Annotated in this window: 13 protein-coding genes; 10 read left to right on the top strand and 3 right to left on the bottom strand. The window is 46.9% G+C overall.

Annotated features, from left to right (window positions below; genetic code table 11):
* Window positions 1-166 precede the first annotated feature (166 nt).
* Window positions 167-1,132, top strand: coding sequence for an AraC family transcriptional regulator (locus ACFVU8_RS05200; protein WP_387426096.1), 966 nt, complete (start codon window positions 167-169; stop codon window positions 1,130-1,132).
* Between the two features lie 178 nt (window positions 1,133-1,310).
* Here ACFVU8_RS05200 and ACFVU8_RS05195 read toward each other — a convergent pair whose 3' ends face one another.
* Window positions 1,311-2,246 carry an AraC family transcriptional regulator gene (locus tag ACFVU8_RS05195; protein WP_387426095.1) on the bottom strand — a complete coding sequence of 312 codons (936 nt, stop codon included), beginning with the start codon at window positions 2,244-2,246 and terminating at the stop codon, window positions 1,311-1,313.
* Window positions 2,247-2,435: 189 nt separating this feature from the next.
* Between ACFVU8_RS05195 and ACFVU8_RS05190 the strand changes: the two genes are divergently transcribed.
* From ACFVU8_RS05190 to ACFVU8_RS05160, 7 genes are all read left to right on the top strand, one after another.
* Entirely contained in the window at window positions 2,436-3,173 is a 738-nt protein-coding gene (locus ACFVU8_RS05190) for an SDR family oxidoreductase (protein ID WP_387426094.1), read from the top strand.
* Between the two features lie 31 nt (window positions 3,174-3,204).
* Window positions 3,205-4,353, top strand: coding sequence for an MFS transporter (locus tag ACFVU8_RS05185; protein WP_387426093.1), 1,149 nt, complete (start codon window positions 3,205-3,207; stop codon window positions 4,351-4,353).
* Window positions 4,354-4,707: 354 nt separating this feature from the next.
* Complete coding sequence (locus ACFVU8_RS05180) at window positions 4,708-5,721, top strand: ABC transporter substrate-binding protein (protein WP_387426092.1); 1,014 nt, start codon at window positions 4,708-4,710, stop codon at window positions 5,719-5,721.
* 2 nt (window positions 5,722-5,723) lie between these two features.
* On the top strand, window positions 5,724-6,737 hold the full coding sequence (locus ACFVU8_RS05175; protein WP_387426091.1) for a FecCD family ABC transporter permease: 1,014 nt from the start codon (window positions 5,724-5,726) through the stop codon (window positions 6,735-6,737).
* Window positions 6,738-6,779: 42 nt separating this feature from the next.
* Window positions 6,780-7,598, top strand: a complete 819-nt coding sequence (locus ACFVU8_RS05170) for a MerR family transcriptional regulator (protein WP_387426090.1) — start codon at window positions 6,780-6,782, stop codon at window positions 7,596-7,598.
* A gap of 73 nt (window positions 7,599-7,671) precedes the next feature.
* Window positions 7,672-8,355: a DUF554 domain-containing protein gene (locus tag ACFVU8_RS05165; RefSeq protein WP_387426089.1), complete on the top strand. Its 684-nt coding sequence runs from the start codon at window positions 7,672-7,674 to the stop codon at window positions 8,353-8,355.
* A gap of 280 nt (window positions 8,356-8,635) precedes the next feature.
* Complete coding sequence (locus tag ACFVU8_RS05160) at window positions 8,636-10,627, top strand: Na+/H+ antiporter (RefSeq protein WP_387426088.1); 1,992 nt, start codon at window positions 8,636-8,638, stop codon at window positions 10,625-10,627.
* A 92-nt stretch (window positions 10,628-10,719) separates the two neighbouring features.
* Here ACFVU8_RS05160 and ACFVU8_RS05155 read toward each other — a convergent pair whose 3' ends face one another.
* Window positions 10,720-11,712, bottom strand: coding sequence for an arsenic resistance protein (locus ACFVU8_RS05155; protein ID WP_387426087.1), 993 nt, complete (start codon window positions 11,710-11,712; stop codon window positions 10,720-10,722).
* A gap of 214 nt (window positions 11,713-11,926) precedes the next feature.
* Here ACFVU8_RS05155 and ACFVU8_RS05150 point away from each other — a divergent pair, with 214 nt between their 5' ends.
* Entirely contained in the window at window positions 11,927-15,220 is a 3,294-nt protein-coding gene (locus ACFVU8_RS05150; RefSeq protein ID WP_387426086.1) for a chitinase N-terminal domain-containing protein, read from the top strand.
* Between the two features lie 21 nt (window positions 15,221-15,241).
* On the opposite strand, the gene ACFVU8_RS05145 is transcribed toward ACFVU8_RS05150, so the two are convergent.
* Complete coding sequence (locus ACFVU8_RS05145; RefSeq protein WP_387426085.1) at window positions 15,242-16,648, bottom strand: epoxide hydrolase family protein; 1,407 nt, start codon at window positions 16,646-16,648, stop codon at window positions 15,242-15,244.
* Between the two features lie 504 nt (window positions 16,649-17,152).
* Here ACFVU8_RS05145 and ACFVU8_RS05140 point away from each other — a divergent pair.
* The gene (locus ACFVU8_RS05140) at window positions 17,153-17,452 is read left to right on the top strand and encodes a PTS sugar transporter subunit IIB (RefSeq protein WP_066366598.1); all 300 of its coding nucleotides are present in this window, start codon (window positions 17,153-17,155) and stop codon (window positions 17,450-17,452) included.
* The last annotated feature ends 11 nt before the right edge of the window (window positions 17,453-17,463 follow it).

Raw genomic sequence — 17,463 nt, 5'->3', positions numbered from 1 at the left:
CTTAAGACCTGTATTCTGTGGCCTTGTGAATTTGATTATAGTGTGATTATAATGGGGAAAATAGTCGAATCGTGCTTCATTTTTGCCTAAAACTCCGATGAGCTGATACGGTTATCCAAACCGGAATGCTGCTGTATCACACCAGCCTATAGAGAGGAAGATGCTTATGTCGCGTCAAAACGATGAACCTTCAGTTGTTGTACAGCGATTGCTACACCTGTGCGGTGCTTATTCCTTTTCCCGCGGTATCTGTGAGACCGGAATTTCGTTTCTCTCGCTGCTGAAAGCAGAACGGCCGACCACAATTCAATACGGCTTTTTCAATCCAGGGATTTGTGTAGTTCTTCAAGGGAATAAAACGCTAATTGTCCGCAATAATACTTACAATTATGGGGCCGGAGATTATATTGCATCCAACCTGGATATGCCGATCAAAGGCCAGATATCCCAAGCTACGCAGAAAGCGCCGTACATAGCGATCCGAATTGCGTTTACAACAGACGAAATTGCATCCGTTGCTCTAGATGCCAAGCTCAAAGCATTAGCTGAGAATCAACTGACAGAAGGCGCCTTTATTGGTAAGACTGGGGTTGAGGTATTGCATGTACTTGAGCGGTTACTGCAACTGGCTACAGACCGTGAAGCGGCGGATTTTCTCGCATTTGGCGTTAAGCGTGAGCTGATTTACCGCCTGCTCACCGACGAGGGTGGAGCGCGCTTCTACAATAACATGTTGCTGCATCATGATGCGGCAGGCATTAGTAAGGCTATCCATTATGTTAAAACAAACTATGTACGTAACCTTACCGTAGAAGAAATTGCTCAGGTAGGCGGCATGAGTCCTTCTACATTGCATCACAAATTTAAAGCGGTCACTACACTGAGCCCGATCCAGTATCAAAAGCAGCTCCGGCTGCAGGAAGCGCGCAGAATTTTACTTTCTGATGATATTGATGTCACCTCAGCAGCGCTGGATGTTGGATACGAAAGTGTGACGCAATTCAACCGTGAATACAAACGATTCTTCGGCCTGCCGCCACTTAAGGACATCCGTACGATTGGCAATCAGGCCAAGGGAAGCTCGCATGAATCTGCTTATGCTGACAATATACTGATAGACCTGGGTTTATAGCTTAACCTATATTGGCTTCCTAACAAGCAAGCTATTCCATAAAACGAAACAGCACCTTCGAAGTTAGATGGTATCTAACAATCAAAGGTGCTGTTTTTTATTGCCTTAATCATCAATCATCAGGGCACTGGGAGTGTCCGTGGTGAGTCGATTTTTCTCTTATTGCCATTAATTAAATTCAGCTAAGCACATCTGCGCTTGTCTTGACACTGCGAAGATTTTGAACATCCAGCATCGGTGGTCGTCCGTACATGCGGGCATACTCCCGGCTGAACTGGGATGGACTCTCATAACCAACACGAAAAGCAGCATCGGAGGCTTGAACGGTTTCCGTTAACATTAAGCGTCTTGCTTCTTGTAAACGCACCGTTTTCTGATATTGCAACGGGCTCATCTCCGTGACGCGCTTAAAATGTTTATGAAATGCTGAGGTGCTCATGTTCACTGACTTTGCTAGCTGATCGACCACCAGAGGACGGTCAAATTGCCGGTTAATTTGTTGGATCGCTTGGGCGATGTTGTGTGCTTGACTGCCAACAATAGCGAATTGATGGATTAGCGCACCTTGTTCACCTTGAAGCACCCGATATAGAATTTCGCGGATGACGAGCGGCGCCAGAATGGGGATGTCTTCAGGAGCATCAAGTAGCTGCATCAGCCGAACGATGGCTTCAAGTAATGATGGCGACATATGATCAACGGTTATGCCCGGGCTAGCTGCCATGGGGGCGGATGCGGGGCGATTCGTCTCTTTGACGATGTCGAGTATAACGTCAGAGTCGAAGCCTAGCCTCAGACTTAGATGCGGGCTCTCGGGTGAAGCTTTGAGAATTCTGCTGATTACCGGTAATTCAACGGATATGACCAGGTAAGTTGATGGGTCGTACCGATAGATTTCGTCAGCCAGTGTAGCTGTTTTCGCCCCTTGCGCGACGACGCAAATGGATGGCTTATAGACAGACTCAATCGGTTCAGACAACTGTGTAGCATGCATTAACGTTAGCGAAGGTACGGCCGTCTGATGTGTGCCACCCGACGGAGCATGGCGCCGAATCAAGTGTGCTAACTGTTGTAAGGTTTCCTCTATACGCTGTGATTCATGTTTGTGATTCATGTTTGCAGGCTCCTATCCAGGAAGGATGTACGTGGCTTTTATTATATGTAGTCAGAAGAGAATTAGGCAAGTATCGGACAGGATTGGTCTAACGGCAACATGCATGTAGTTACTATAATGAATTAGCAAAGCCGAGTTGCGGCTGATGACCGATGGTTTACAAACAAAAGGATAAGGGAGAGAGATACAATGAGTTTGAATGAAAAAGTTGCAATTGTTACAGGGGCTTCCCGGGGTATTGGACGGCAGGTGGCCATTCAATTGGCGCAATCTGGTGCGAAAGTAGTCGTCAACTATTCCTTGAATAAGGAGAAAGCGGACGAAGTTGTTCAGATGATTGAGCAATTCGGCGGTCAAGCAATAGCAATTCGTGCCGACGTGAGCAAGGTAAATGAAGTTGAAGCATTATTCACGAAGACGATCGAGCAATTGGGTCGCTTGGATATTCTGGCCAATAATGCTGGTGTAATGGAATGCAAGGCCATTGCAGAAGTGACAGAGGAGATATTCGACCGGCAGTTCGGTATCAATGTAAAAGGTACGTATTTCGCTTGCCAACAAGCGATGAAGCATATGGAAAAGGGCGGGACGATCATCAACTTTTCGACCTCCGTGTCAGGCGCGATGCTTCCAACATATAGCGTCTACGCCGCAACGAAAGGTGCAGTCGAGCAGTTGACTCGCCAATTGGCTAAGGAATTCAGTCTCCACGACATCGTCATCAATTGCATAGCACCTGGTCAAGTTTCCACTGAGCTATTTTTAAATGGAAAGTCAGAGGAATTAATTGAATCATTTAGCCGGATGAACGCCTTTGGACGACTTGGGGAGCCGGAAGACATCGCTAATGCGGTTGATCTGCTCGTCAGTGACAAAGCGCGCTGGATCACAGGGCAGACGATCCGTGTAAACGGCGGGTTCAATTAAATCATCAGCAACAGGAAAGGAACAAACATTCATGTCCAGTACACTAAAAATATACATCTTGGCCATTCTCAGCTTTCTTGTCGGTACTTCGGAATATGTTATAGCTGGAATTCTGGATAAAATAGCTGTGTCGACAGGTGTTTCGCTCGTCACAGCCGGGCAGTTGATCACGGTCTTTTCGCTAGCCTATGCTTTCGGTACACCGTTAGTGATGGTAATGACCGCGCGTATGGAGCGCAAGAAGCTGCTTCTTTTCGCCATTGGATTCTTTGTCCTGAGCAATGCACTCGCTTTTATTCTGCCAGGGATTGCACTGCTCAATGCCTCCCGGGTAATAATGGGGATCAGCGCTGGTGTTGTCGTTGTCGTATCCATGACCATCGCGACGAAGGTCGCCCGGCCGGGCAAGGAGGGAAGTGCACTGGCAGCAGTGCTGATGGGCTTTACAGCTTCCTTGATCTTCGGGGTCCCGCTGGGGAGAATAATGGCTACCGCCTACGAGTGGAAGGCGGTATTCGGAGTCATTGCCGTGCTTGGACTCGCGGCCATTGTTCTAATTGCACTTCTAATTCCGCACGTAGATGGGGAAGAAGTGGTCTCGCTGCGCAAACAGTTCGCCTTGCTTAAGCAGCCGAAAGCGCTGACCGCTTTATCCGTGACGTTCTTCTGGATCATTGGTTACTCCATCTTTTATTCTTACATTACGCCATTCCTGTTGACGGCAGTAGGGATGAGTGACGGTACTCTTAACACGATACTGTTCGTAATCGGCATTGCCAGCCTGATCGGATCTCGCTCCGGCGGTTATGCAACTGACAAATGGGGGCTTCATCGTGTGCTCATAACCGGACTTGGGCTGAACGGCATTGCACTAGTTCTGATTGCGTTTGGTGTTCATGTCCCGGGACTGCTGATCGCCATGCTGATTCTGTGGTCGATTGCAGTATGGTCGTTGGGTCCCCCGCAACAGCTACATGTGATTACTATTGCTCCTGAATCGACGGGAATTATGTTGAGCTTAAATAGTATGGTACTTCAGCTGGCGATGGCGGCCGGTGCCGGTGTGGGCGGTCTGGTGGTTGAACGGATCTCGCTGTCTGCGATCACTTGGATTGCCGCCGCAGCTATTGTTGTGGCATTCGGGGCTGTGCAATTATCACGGCGGATGAGCAGTCGTTGACCGCTCTTAGAGTGCCTGAGAACCCAGGTTATTAATAGCCTGGGTTTCTTTTTATGTTTTTTGTGGTTCGTTAGCATCTGGAAAATGAGGGGATCCTCCGTTTTTTAGACGATTTCAAGTGGATCACCATCTTAAGTTCTCACAGGTAGCCCATGGTTCCCCATCATAATTTGGACACAATTATTCTGTAATATAGCTAGGTCGGGCTATATTGAATAACAAATAATGTTTGTATACTGCTCCTATACTGGACAATCGCTTAAGCTCCCAATGTTGTTCCTTTCGTTCGAAGGCTTCAAGGTCGGGGATAAGGATTATTTTGTCAAACCGTTCGGTCCAAGAGGAGAGTGTACAATGAAAAAAATCACGTTTTTAACATTAATCGCTGTGCTGCTAGTGGTAACTGCGGGGTGCGGCGCAGCGTCAAAGGTGGACCAGATATCTTCCGGGCAAGCTTCAACAAATACGGAACAGACAAAGAGTGTGGTTCCGGCTTCGAAGACGACGATTGAACCCTATCTGACCTTTCAAGATCTGAATGGCCATACCGTAACACTGAAAAAGAAGCCTGAACGAATCGTCATTTTGAACAATGAACTAACGGAACTCTTCTACCAAGTGGGTGGCACAGCCGTGGGAATCGCAACCTCACAAGGCGTCGACATTCCAGCGCAAGCTGCGGACGTGAAGCAGGTAGGCGCAATCAACAGCATTAACATGGAGGAAGTCCTTCAATTGAAACCGGACTTGGTGATCGGACAGCCTCTTTTCCACAAGGATCTGTCCAGCACGTTTGGGGATGCCGGCATTCCGTTTGCAATCCTGACAGTCAAATCCATCGAGGATATCCGCAGCAACACCAAGTTGTTCGGCCAAATCATCGGGCAAGAACAGCAGGCCCAGACGGCGATCAATGAAATGGACGCCAAGCTGAACGAACTAACGAAGGATTTACCGGCAGATAAGCCGTCATATGCGATAATTACGCTGATGTCCAATACCGCGTCGTTGCAAAAATCATCAAGCATCGCGCTCGACATTGCCGGCTTGCTGCAGATGAGCAATATCGCAGAAGAGCTTCCCGCAGGCAAATGGCCCAGTTCAGTCCCTTTCAGCATGGAGAAGCTTGTGGAGTTGAACCCCGATTATATTTTTATCGTCGTTCACGGCTCGGATGAAGATGCTCAGCGAATGATCAAATCCCAGTTGGAGAGCAACCCGGCTTGGAAATCCCTTCAAGCCTTACAATCCGGACATCTCAATATTCTCCCGCCATCCATGTTCGTTACGAATCCTGGACTGAAGGTCTCGGAATCAGTAGCCTATATGAAGCAAATTGTATTTCCACCTTCTTCAGGAGCACAATAACAATGCCTCAATTTATAAAACAGAACTGGCGTTATGCTGTTATGCTGATCCTTGGGCTGCTCTCGGTTATCAGCATGCTGCTTGGTCTCATGTTTGGTGCCGTTAAGATCCCAGCCACAGAGATCCTATCGATCTTATGGGGCAACCGGGAACATGCGGCTTACGACATCATCTGGAATATCCGTTTGCCGAGAGTGCTGGTTGCAGCGCTTGTGGGGATAGGTCTTGCTTTGTCAGGTGCGATCCTTCAAGGCGTTCTGCGGAATCCAATGGCAGATCCTCACGTTATTGGCGTATCGTCAGGAGCAGGTGTTGTCGGGATGGCGATGATTCTGGCACTTCCTCAATATGGAGAAATGCTCGTTCCGGCGGCTTTTGCTGGAGCGGTAGCCACCGCACTGCTAATCTACGCGCTCGCATGGAAGAACGGGATGGTTCCCGTTCGGCTCATTCTGGCCGGGGTAGCCGTATCTGCATTTCTAAACTCGGCCATTTCTGCTTTGCTCACCTTTTACAGTGATCGGGTGGAGGGGGCGCTTTCCTTCATGGTCGGCAGCCTCTCCGGAAAAAGCTGGCCCCATGTATCCATGTTGTGGCCCTATATCCTGATAGGAACAGCCCTTGCTCTACTGGGTAGCCGCCGTATAAACGTCATATTGCTGGGGGATGGGATCGCTAAGTCCCTGGGTATGCGAGTCGAAATGGTAAGGTTGCTGCTGATTGCCATTGCTTCCATTCTGGCGGCAGCCTCCGTCAGCGTAGTTGGGCTGCTAGGATTCGTCGGATTGATTGTGCCCCATATCTCCAGATTAATCGTGGGTAAGGATTATCGCTTCCTGTTGCCGGCCAGTGTACTGTTGGGCGTTATCGTCCTGGAAACTTCAGATCTTATCGCCAGACTCGCATTTGCTCCCGTAGAACTTCCAGTCGGTGTTGTTATGGGCGCTTGGAGCTCCGTTCTTTCTCTATCTGCTGCGTTCCGCGAAGAATATGTAGTTTACACACGAAAACCTTAAGGATATGATTTATAAACAGATATTCGAAAAGGCGGAAACTGCATGAAGGAATTATTCACAATAGGTGAATTATCAAAATTATTTCAGGTCAAAATCTCCACGCTCAGATACTATGATGAGATTGGGCTTTTGAAGCCAGAGTACATAGATAAGAGCAATAATTATCGCTATTATTCAACTCAACATTTTGAAAGATTAAGTACGATCAAATATTTAAGAGCTTTGGGTGTGCCAATCAGCGACCTTCTGGATTTCTTCGACTACCGTGATACGGATAAGTTGATTGAGATGTTAAACCGACAACAGGCTGAAATTGCGAATAAAAAAAAAGAATTGGAATTGATCGATAGAAAAATCAAACGACGCCTGACTCAGATCCATGATGCAATCAATCATCCAATGGGTACAATTATGGAGGTGAAGCTGCCTAAACTAAGAGTGGCCCATTTAACCCATGATTATAGACCTGGTGAAGATATTGAGTATCCAATTGCCGAACTCCGAAAAAATTTCAACATCGATGAAAGTATTTTCCTGGGCAAAATAGGGATTTCAGTTGCGCTTCAGGATATTGAGGCTAATACATTTGACCGCTACAACAGTATTTTTATGATTTTAGAGGAAGGGGATAATATCCCCAAAGCGGAAGTCATTTTTCCCGCCCGTGAATATTTAAGAGTTCGATTCAGCGGGACACATGTCCATGCAGCCGGGTTTTATGAAGAATTACTTAAGTATAGTGCAGAGCATGGTTATAGTATCGTAGATGATTCTATCGAAATCACATTGATTGATTATGGGATTACAAATAGCGTGGACAAGTACGTTACAGAAATTTTATTACCTTTTAGCCGAAAATAAACAACTTGACCCTCTAGTTACTAGAGGGTTTATTTTTTTTATATGCTAATTCTGAAGGGAGAAAGAAACGATAATGTTGGGTACGGCCTTTAATGTACTAATGATTATTCTAGGTAGTATTATTGGAAGTGTTTTCAAAAAGGGGATCAAAAACGAGTATCAAGATATCTTGATGAACGCAATGGGATTAGCTGCGCTAGCGCTTGGAATGAATACGATCGTGCAGCATATGCCTGATAGTAAATATCCAGTTCTGTTTATTGTTAGTTTAGCTCTTGGCGCTTTAATTGGAGAAAAGATTAACATGGAAGAGAAATTTAATAATCTTGTTAGTAAGTTTTCAAAAGGAAACCTGGCCGAGGGATTATCAACTGCGATTTTATTATTTTGCATCGGTTCACTATCTATACTTGGCCCGGTCGAAGCAGCGCTAAAAGGTGATTATACTTATTTATTTGCTAATGGAATGTTGGATTTTATAACTTCTATTGTATTAGCATCAACATTTGGTCTCGGCATAGCTTTAGCTGCGCTAGTATTATTTTGCTGGCAAGGTTCAATCTATTTAATCGCGAAATTAATAGAGAATTCTTTAAATGCAGATCTGATGAATGAGATCTCTATCATTGGCGGTATTTTAATATTATGTTCAGGGCTGGGTATTTTAGGGATTAAGAAGATTAAAACATTAAATCTTTTGCCCGCTTTGGCTATTCCTCCGCTTATGTTTTTGATCATTTTTGTTTTTAAGTTGTAGTACAACAAGAGGAGACAATTATGATTATGGGAAGACCCCTCCTGAGCTCGATGGAGTTTAGTCAGGAGTTAGATCGCCCCTTGCGTATTGGCAAGATCAAGAACTCTAAACTCAATAAGTATAAAAGGATCAGCGTCTCCATATGGAGGCACTGATCCTTTTTAATACATGGTAACCATCGGATTTACATTCAGTTTAAAAATACATTTTATACTAAGTTAAATATTAGAACTCTGATATTATGAAATCTATTGATTGCAGATTTGGAGGTAAGATTCACTTGGAATTGTTTGAATTTATTTTGCTGATGTTGGCGGCTGTCTCTTTATCCAATTTAGTGAACAGATTTATTCCTTCGGTCTCCGTGCCGATTATTCAAATCGTACTGGGGATGATCATTACTTTGCTCCCCTTTCACTATGAACTGAAATTAAATCCGGAGCTATTTTTGCTTCTATTCATTGCCCCGTTGCTATTCAATGATGGCAGACATGCGGATAAAGAGGCGCTGTGGAAGCTGAAAAAGCCTATTCTTTTATTAGCGCTGGGTTTGGTGTTTGTAACGGTAGGTGTGATGGGATATTTCCTGAATTGGCTGCTTCCGGTCATCCCGCTGGCAGCATCCTTCGCACTGGCGGCTGCACTAGCGCCTACCGATGCTGTGGCCGTGGGTGCACTGGAGCAGAAAGTGAAGATCCCTCATCAGACGATGCAAATTCTAGAGGGAGAATCTTTAATCAACGACGCATCGGGGCTGGTCTCCTTTCAGTTTGCCGTAGCTGCTATGGTCACTGGTATGTTTTCTTTCAAAACGGCCAGTATCAGCTTTATCTCCATTTCACTTGGTGGTGTAGTACTTGGCCTTCTGCTCACATTTGTAAAATATGGCATAGTAAAATGGCTGCGGAGACTGGGGATGGAGAATGTCACGCTACACATGCTGATTGAGATTATGACTCCTTTTTTGATTTTCATCGCTGCCGAGGAATTGGGGGTCAACGGTATCCTTGCTGTTGTTGCTGCAGGAATCGCCCATTCTTTAGGTTACAAGAAAATGAATCCCGAGGTTGCCAAGCTAAGAGTTGTATCTAAAAGCACCTGGTCGGTCATTATCTTTGTATTGAACGGACTGGTTTTCCTGCTGCTTGGTACACAGCTTCCGGAAATTATTCAGACGATTTGGAACAGCCCAGAAATAGGGAATGTTAAAGTCATTTTGTACACACTATTATTGACTGTAGCTGTACTCGGGTTACGCCTCATCTGGGCGCTTCTGATGGATCTCTCTGAAAAGGCCAATCCACGCGAACCATGGCCAGTCAGATTCAAGAAGGCGCTGATCCTCAGTTTATCAGGAGTACGGGGAACGATCACACTGGCTAGTACGTTGTCGCTGCCGTTTTTTCTTAATGATGGCACTGCTTTTCCGGCGAGAGATCTAATCATTTTCCTTGCGGCTGGAGTGATATTGTGGACCCTGCTAGCCTCCAACTATCTGTTGCCGCTTTTATTGGGGAAAGAGACGCAAAATGAGCAGGAAGAAGAGGATATTCAGGCCAAAATTGAGATTCTGCGAAATGTAGTTACCGGATTAAACGAACAGACCACAGATGAGAACCGGCTGGCAACGGTCCAGATTATCAATACGTATACTTCCAGGATTCGCACGCTCAGAAAAGATGACAATCAAGATAAGGTACAACGGTCCTTGGGCATATCTGTCCTGAAATGGGAAAGAGAGAACACGCTGCTTGCGCTTGAAGAGAAAGAAGTGAATCCATACATTGCATATAGTTACCTTAACAAAACTAATAAACTGTTATTTATGCAAACAAGAGATTCCAGCTATAAAAAAGAGCTTTTCCCCATTAAGCATTGGATCGAAATGTTCGAAAAACTACCGCAAGCTCCGTTAAGCTTCCGAGAAAGACGTGCAGAATTGCTTCGGCTCAGATTTCAAAATATTGCTTATGTCATTAAGCAACTAAACGCTCTGCTTGCAGAAGGTGAGCCAGATCATATGGTGACCGTCAGCGCACTGATCCTGCATCAGGAACGTACGCTACAGCATCTGAGCAAAAACGAATCGGTCACCGATACCCGAAAAGAGTTCGACATCTCGCTGCAGGAGCTGGCCCGGATCGGAATTCAGCTGGAGAGAGACAACATCCAATCCATGTTCGAGACAGGGCGGATCTCAAGACAGGGCATGAAGGAGATGAAACGCGATATTCTCTTTATGGAGCATGATCTGCGAGAAGAGATGGCTTGAGTGTGAGCTGGACTATTCCTAATGAAGTGAACTGTTTAAATGGAAAATTTGAGAAGTTCAATAACATATTCAATATAAAAAAAGGCAGCCCATTATAGGCTGCTTTTGCTATGTTCATGCTCATTATCCCGCAAAATTAATGCAGGAACGATCCGTATGTAAATCAACTCACCTACAAGTTCCACAATAGTCTGAGTTACAATAACTGCCGCTGCTATGGTAGCCCATTCCCCGGGTAAAGATAATGCCAAAGGGAGAACTACGAGCGAATTTCGAGTTCCTGAACTGAAAATAAGTGCTCTGCCTGCCCCAACATCCAGACGGAACCATGCTGCAATCATGCGTGATAACATTGGCATTACAATAAGAAATACAATATAAATTGGAAGGACATTTAGAATAACATCAAAATCGTTGACAACCTTCTCGATTTGAGAGGCAACTACAACAATTAAGGCTAATGCCATGAACGGAACGGGTAACCAAGCTGATAAATGAAGTGCTCTTTCTCCACTTGTTTTATTTTTGGCCCACAGTTGCGTCATAATTGCCAGAAATAGAGGGATAACAATTAGAAACAAGAAGGCTTCGACAAAAGGTCCAACCTTCACAATCTTAGCTGCTTCTTCTCCAATAAATAACCACAAATAGAAAGGAAGCAAAATCATTTGGACAACGAATAAGATAGGAGTCGCTGCTAGCATAAGCTTTTCATTGCCACGTCCCAGTTGTGTAAATACGATTACGTAGTCAATACATGGCGTTAACAGCACCAAGTAAATTCCGACTAAGATTGGAGGGGACTGGGGGAAGATCTGAGTTAATATCCATACTACGATTGGGACGATGACAAAGTTAGCGACCAATAAAGCCCCAATAAATCTTCCATTGGAAAGCGATTCTCGTAATTGAAGAAATGGGATTTGGGCAAACATGCTATACAGAAGAATCGCAAGAATTGGTGAGATCGTAAAATGAAGCAATGAACCAGTCTGAGGGCTAGTCAATCCTATAACTCCACCAATAATTAGAACAATTACATACAGCCAAATTTGTTGATGTTCAATTCTTTCTCTTGTTAACATTTCATTCTCCTTTCAACCATTAAGAAAATTATACTAACAAAGAGTGAAGGGGTAAACTTATTTTGTAGTACTCGATACATAGGTCAAAAGATTTATTTACATAAGTTTACATAAATCTATGTTCCTCCTAATTCTTGGGCGATAGGATAGTAGACGACAAGCAGGTGGTTAATTTTGGTAAGGCCTGCCGATCTATCACTTAAGGAGGATGGGGATGAAAAAGCATTCAGATTGGAAAAAGAAGCTGATTAAGGGCATGTTTGCAGTGGCGGTAGCTGTTCCGATGCAGTTGTTCACATTCGGAGCCGGTCCGGCTGTATACGCTGAGGGACCCACCGACCCTGCGCCGTACATTGAAGCCAAAGTAGTCAATGAGAATGCGGGCAAAAAGATTTTGTTCGATAATACCCATGAGCAGACTGCGGGCGCAGCCGATTGGGTGATTGACGGCGCTTTTTCCGATTTCGGTAACGCACTTGCGCAGAATGGTTATTATGTCAAAGAGCTTCGTAAGACAACGCCGATTACTTTAAGCGATCTATCCGCTTATGACGTCTTCATCACAGCCGAGGCCAACGTGCCATACAAAGCCAGTGAACAGCAGGCAATGGCGCAATACGTGCAGAATGGCGGTAGCATTTTCTTCATCGCTGATCATTACAACGCAGACCGCAACAAAAACCGCTGGGACGGTTCCGAGGCGTTCAACGGATACCGCCGCGGAGCGTGGGACAACCCGGCCAAAGGCATGAGCGCCGTAGAGGCCGCTTCCGATGCAATGCAGGGTGTAGTCAGTTCCGACTGGCTGGCAAATGAGTTCGGCGTTCGGTTCCGCTACAACGCCCTCGGCGACATCAATGCAACCAACATTGTCCCTCCTAATCAGGCCTTCGGCATCACGGCAGGAGTGTCGGCCGTAGCGATGCATGCAGGTTCCACGATCGCCATCCTGGACCCGAACCGGGCCAAGGGCATCGTGTACTTGCCACAAACGAGTGCAGCTTGGCCTAATGCCGTGGACCAAGGTGTCTATAGCGGCGGCGGAGTAGCGGAAGGTCCATATGTGGCAGTTGCCAAAAAAGGGGCCGGCAAGGCAGCCTTCATTGGTGACTCTTCCCCAGTAGAGGATGCGACGCCAAAATACCTTCGTGAGGATACCGGCGCTAAGAAAACAACTTACGATGGCTTCAAAGAAGTAGACGATGGCAAGCTGCTGGTGAATACTGTTAACTGGCTAGCCAAAAAAGAGAGCTATACAGATTTCACCCAGGTCAGCGGCCTGACACTGGATCAGCCGACAGCGTTGCTGCCGTTTGAAGAGCCAGCGCTATCCACCGAGCCAAAGCCTGAGCCATGGGCCGAGCCGAACGCCGGTTACAAATGGTATGATCGTAGTACGTTCAAGGCCGGCTCCTACGGCGGACCAACAACTAGCGCGAACGCGGTGTACAAATTCACGCACCAGGCCGTATTACCGAATGCGCAGGATTTTCAGATTCGAGTGATTGCGGATAATTTACCACCTGGTACTACAGTATCCGGCTTCCAGGTAGGTATCTACCAGGTAAGCGGGGGTACCCAGATTGCTAAGATTCAGAACAACGATGGTACCTGGCCGAGCAGCTACGGCTACAGCGCCTCTTTCAGCCTGACTGCCGATCTGAACGGCCATGCCTACAAGGATCTGACGGTACAGATCAAGCCAGGCACGACGGCTGCTTCGAACCTGCGACTTCGCCTTAATAGCACCAACCTGACAACCGAAGCAGTGACGCTGGGCAACGTTCCGGCCGAACCGCTCCCTGCCGAGAAAGATCCGATTCCGGCCACAATCTCCATCGGCGAAGCCCGGAACAAGGCCACAGGAACACTGGTGACTGTAGAAGGAACCGTGACGACTGAGCCGGGTATATTCGGCGGTCAGAGTTTTTACTTGCAGGATGAGACTGGCGGACTGTATGTCTTTCAGAGCCAGAGCGGCTTTCATATCGGTGATAAGGTTAAGGTGACGGCGCCCACTACTCTGTATAATACAGAGCTGGAGCTGTCCGACGTGGTGCAGATTGCGAAAACCGGAACGGCAGCACTCCCGCTGCCGATCTCGGCAACAGTGGTGAACGATGCTAATCAAGGTCAACTGCTCAAGCTTACGGGTGTGACAGTAAGCAACATCGTGAGCGCGGCTCCGAGCGGTTCTTTTGAGTTCGACGCTATAGCCGCAGATGGGACAAGCAATCATGTGCGAGTAGATGCCCGGACGGGAATTACACAGAGCAGCTTCCCATATACGGAAGGGCAGAAGCTGGATATTACGGGTGTTGCCGCGATTTTTAAAGGTGCCTATCAGCTCAAGCCGAGAAATCTCGAGGACCTCATTATTGTAAATGAGGAGAACGTTCCGGTAACGACAGCAACGCTGTCGTCCCAGCCGGGTGCTTCTGGCTGGCTGAATCAGCCCGCTGAGATTACCCTGACGGCTGATCCTGCTACGGCCACCATCCATTACGCACTGAATGATAAAACGGACAAGGTGTATAGCTTGCCAGTGGTTGTGAAGGAAGATGGACGGCATACGCTGACTTACTATGCGTTGTCTGGCAAGGGCAAGGCGGAAGAAATCAAGACACTTAGCTTTAATATCGACACGACTCCGCCGACCGCAGTATTGACGGAGTCCGGGCATACAGTCGGAGATGTGGAGGAGGGGGCGCAGCTTCAATTTGAATTGACCGCTTCTGATTCCCTATCCGGAGTTGCTTCCAAGCAGCTTCTGCTGGATGGACGGACGATGGCCGAAGGCCAACCCGTGAACGCTGCCGATCTGGGCGCAGGAGCCCATACGGTTGGATACGTTGTAACCGACGCCGCTGGTAACAAAGCGGAGAAGAGCTATTCCTTTCAGGTTACGAGCGGTACTTCGCTGGCTACAGGCAAGCCCGGACAAGCGGTACTGTCTTCGAATAGCGGCTATGCCAGCGGACTCAGTGACGGCAATTATACCGTCACCATGAATCTCTGGTGGGGCAACAATGGCACCAGCTACAAGCTCTATGAGAACGACGTGCTGATCGACAGCAAGTCGCTGAAGGATGTTTCTCCATCGGCCCAGACCACAAGCACAGAGCTTAACGGTAAGCCAAACGGCACGTATGTGTACACCGCAGAGCTGACCAACAAATATGGCACAACCAAGAGCAATACGCTCACAATCACTATTCGCGACGCCGCCCCGGGCAAACCAGTATTGACCGATGACAATTGGGATGGTGATGGCGAATATAAGGTCACGATGAACCTGTGGTGGGGTACCAATGCTACCGAGTACCGTCTGTACGAGAACGGTAAGCTTATCGACACGCAGGCGCTGAAACCGAACGCGCAATCGGCGCAGAGCGCTGAGACGACCATCAACGGCCGTGAACCCGGATTGTACGAGTATCATGCCGAGCTCGTTAACGCAGCAGGAGTGACCGTTAGTGATACAAGCAAGGTAACGGTCAACCGTTAAGTAGATGAACTAATCATGACGTTAATAAAGAAGGGCAGCCATATCCGGCTGCTCTTCTTTGTACATTGGAGAATATTTATCGGTTAATTCCACCGGTTCCGGATAACGTAATGACTTGAATGCGGCGCGGAGTTCTTCTGTGAAAAGTTCTGGCTGCTCCCAAGCCGCGAAATGTCCGCCCTTGTCGAGCTTGTTGTAATACATGAGTTTGGGATATGCGCGCTGTGCCCAATTTCGCGGGGCCTGATAAAGCTCATCTGGAAAAACGCTCACGGCAGCCGGGATCTCGACGCCCTTGACTCCAAAAAAGGAGAGCTTGTTCTCCCAGTAGAGACGAGCCGAAGAAATCGCCGTGTTCGTCAGCCAGTAAAGGGTGATGTTGTCGAGGACATCATCACGCGAAAGGCCACCGGGGTGTCCGGCAAAGGCCTGTGAGATCAGCTCCAGACTTTTTGCGTCATGGTCGAGCATAAAGGCGGCCAAACCAACGGGCGAATCTGCCAGTCCGGTCAACGTCTGTGGGCGTGTTCCCATCATTTCAGCATAGCCGATGTGATTGTATACATACTCTAGCTGCTTGTACGCGCGCTTTTCGTCTTCTGAGAGACCGGAGGGCATCGGTCCGCCAGACTTGAGCGCCTTTTCAATATCGGGTGGAACCGTACCAGGCATGTTAGAGTGAATACCAATCAAACCTTTAGGCTTCTGCACAGCCATCATATCCGTAATTATCGCCCCCCAGTCACCGCCCTGCGCCACATATTTCGTATATCCAAGGCGCTCCATCAGCTCTGCCCAGGCACTTGCGATGCGTTCAGGTCCCCAGCCGGTCGTAGTCGGCTTGCCCGAGAATCCATACCCTGGAATTGACGGGATGACCAGATGGAACGCATCTGATGCCTTTCCGCCATGTGCCGTAGGATTAGTGAGCGGATCGATAACCTTTAGTAGCTCGATGATCGATCCGGGCCAACCGTGCGTGATGATGAGCGGCAAAGCGTCTTTATGCTTCGACCGAACGTGGATGAAGTGAATGTCCTCACCATCGATCTCGGTCTTGAACTGCGGCAGGGCATTTAACTTCGCCTCGACCTTACGCCAGTCGTAATCCGAAGACCAGTAACGCGCGAGTTCCTGAATCGTCGCCAGCTGCACGCCTTGTGATTGATCAGCTACCGTTTCCTTCTCAGGCCATTTTGTCGCAAGTATACGCTTGCGTAATTCGGTAAGAGCTGATTCCGGGAACTTCACTTGAAACGGAGTAATCGCGTTCTTGTCTGTAGATTCCTTCAATAACTCCGTTTGACTAGCTATGTAATGTTGGGGAGTTATTTTCCCGCTGCTTGCTTTGAAAATCGTACCCCAGCCCATCAAACCCATGGATAGAATCAGAATCATTGTCACACGAAACCAGTATCTGATGCTCATAAGTAGAAACGCTCCATTCGGAAAGCTTTATTGGTTACCTCTCCGTTAGGTTCCTCCGAATAGCAATTCTTATTCCATGTTCTCATAGGAAGCAGATGAACAATTAGAACATCAAGGGATGAGTAGAAATCAGAGCTGGCTTCGCGCCAGACGACAATACCACTCGTTATTAGCGGGCCCCAAAATCAGCCACATTCTACATACAGTATGGAAAATTTAGGGGTGCAAATGAATTTCATCACTTTTTTGTACAACTAGTTGTCTAAAAAGTGGGATGTAAACGAATTCAACAATCAAATTTGTCATGTTATTATGAATCCACAGCAAGAACTTAGTTAATCCTGCTGGATACAAGGGATCATAAAGTAAGACAAAAAAAATTGAATTGAAGGTGACAAGAGACAAAACAATAACCTGAAAGTTGCAATATAGCTGAAGAAGGATTTTATCAAACCACATTGGGATGGACTTAGAACTTATATTAATTTATCTGGAGGAATTAACATGTCAAACTCAAAAATTGAAATCGTCGTAGCTTGTGGGAGCGGGGTAGCCACTTCAACGATTGCAGCAGATGCAGTGAAAGTAGTACTACAGGAAGCAGGTATTGCAAACTACAATATCATTAAAACGAGTATGGCGGAGCTACCGAATATCATTGACAACGTAGATATTGTTCTAACCACAAATAACTTCAAAACTGATGAAAAGCCACATCTGAACATTATGGGATTTGTAACCGGAATTAATGAAGAAAACCTGAAAACTCAGTTGCTAGAAAAACTTACGGATCTAAAAAAATAGTTAAGGTGGTA

Source organism: Paenibacillus sp. NPDC058177, assembly GCF_042883835.1.
GTDB classification, from domain to species: domain Bacteria; phylum Bacillota; class Bacilli; order Paenibacillales; family Paenibacillaceae; genus Paenibacillus_AQ; species Paenibacillus_AQ agri.
This window is presented reverse-complemented; position numbering and strand designations above follow the sequence as displayed.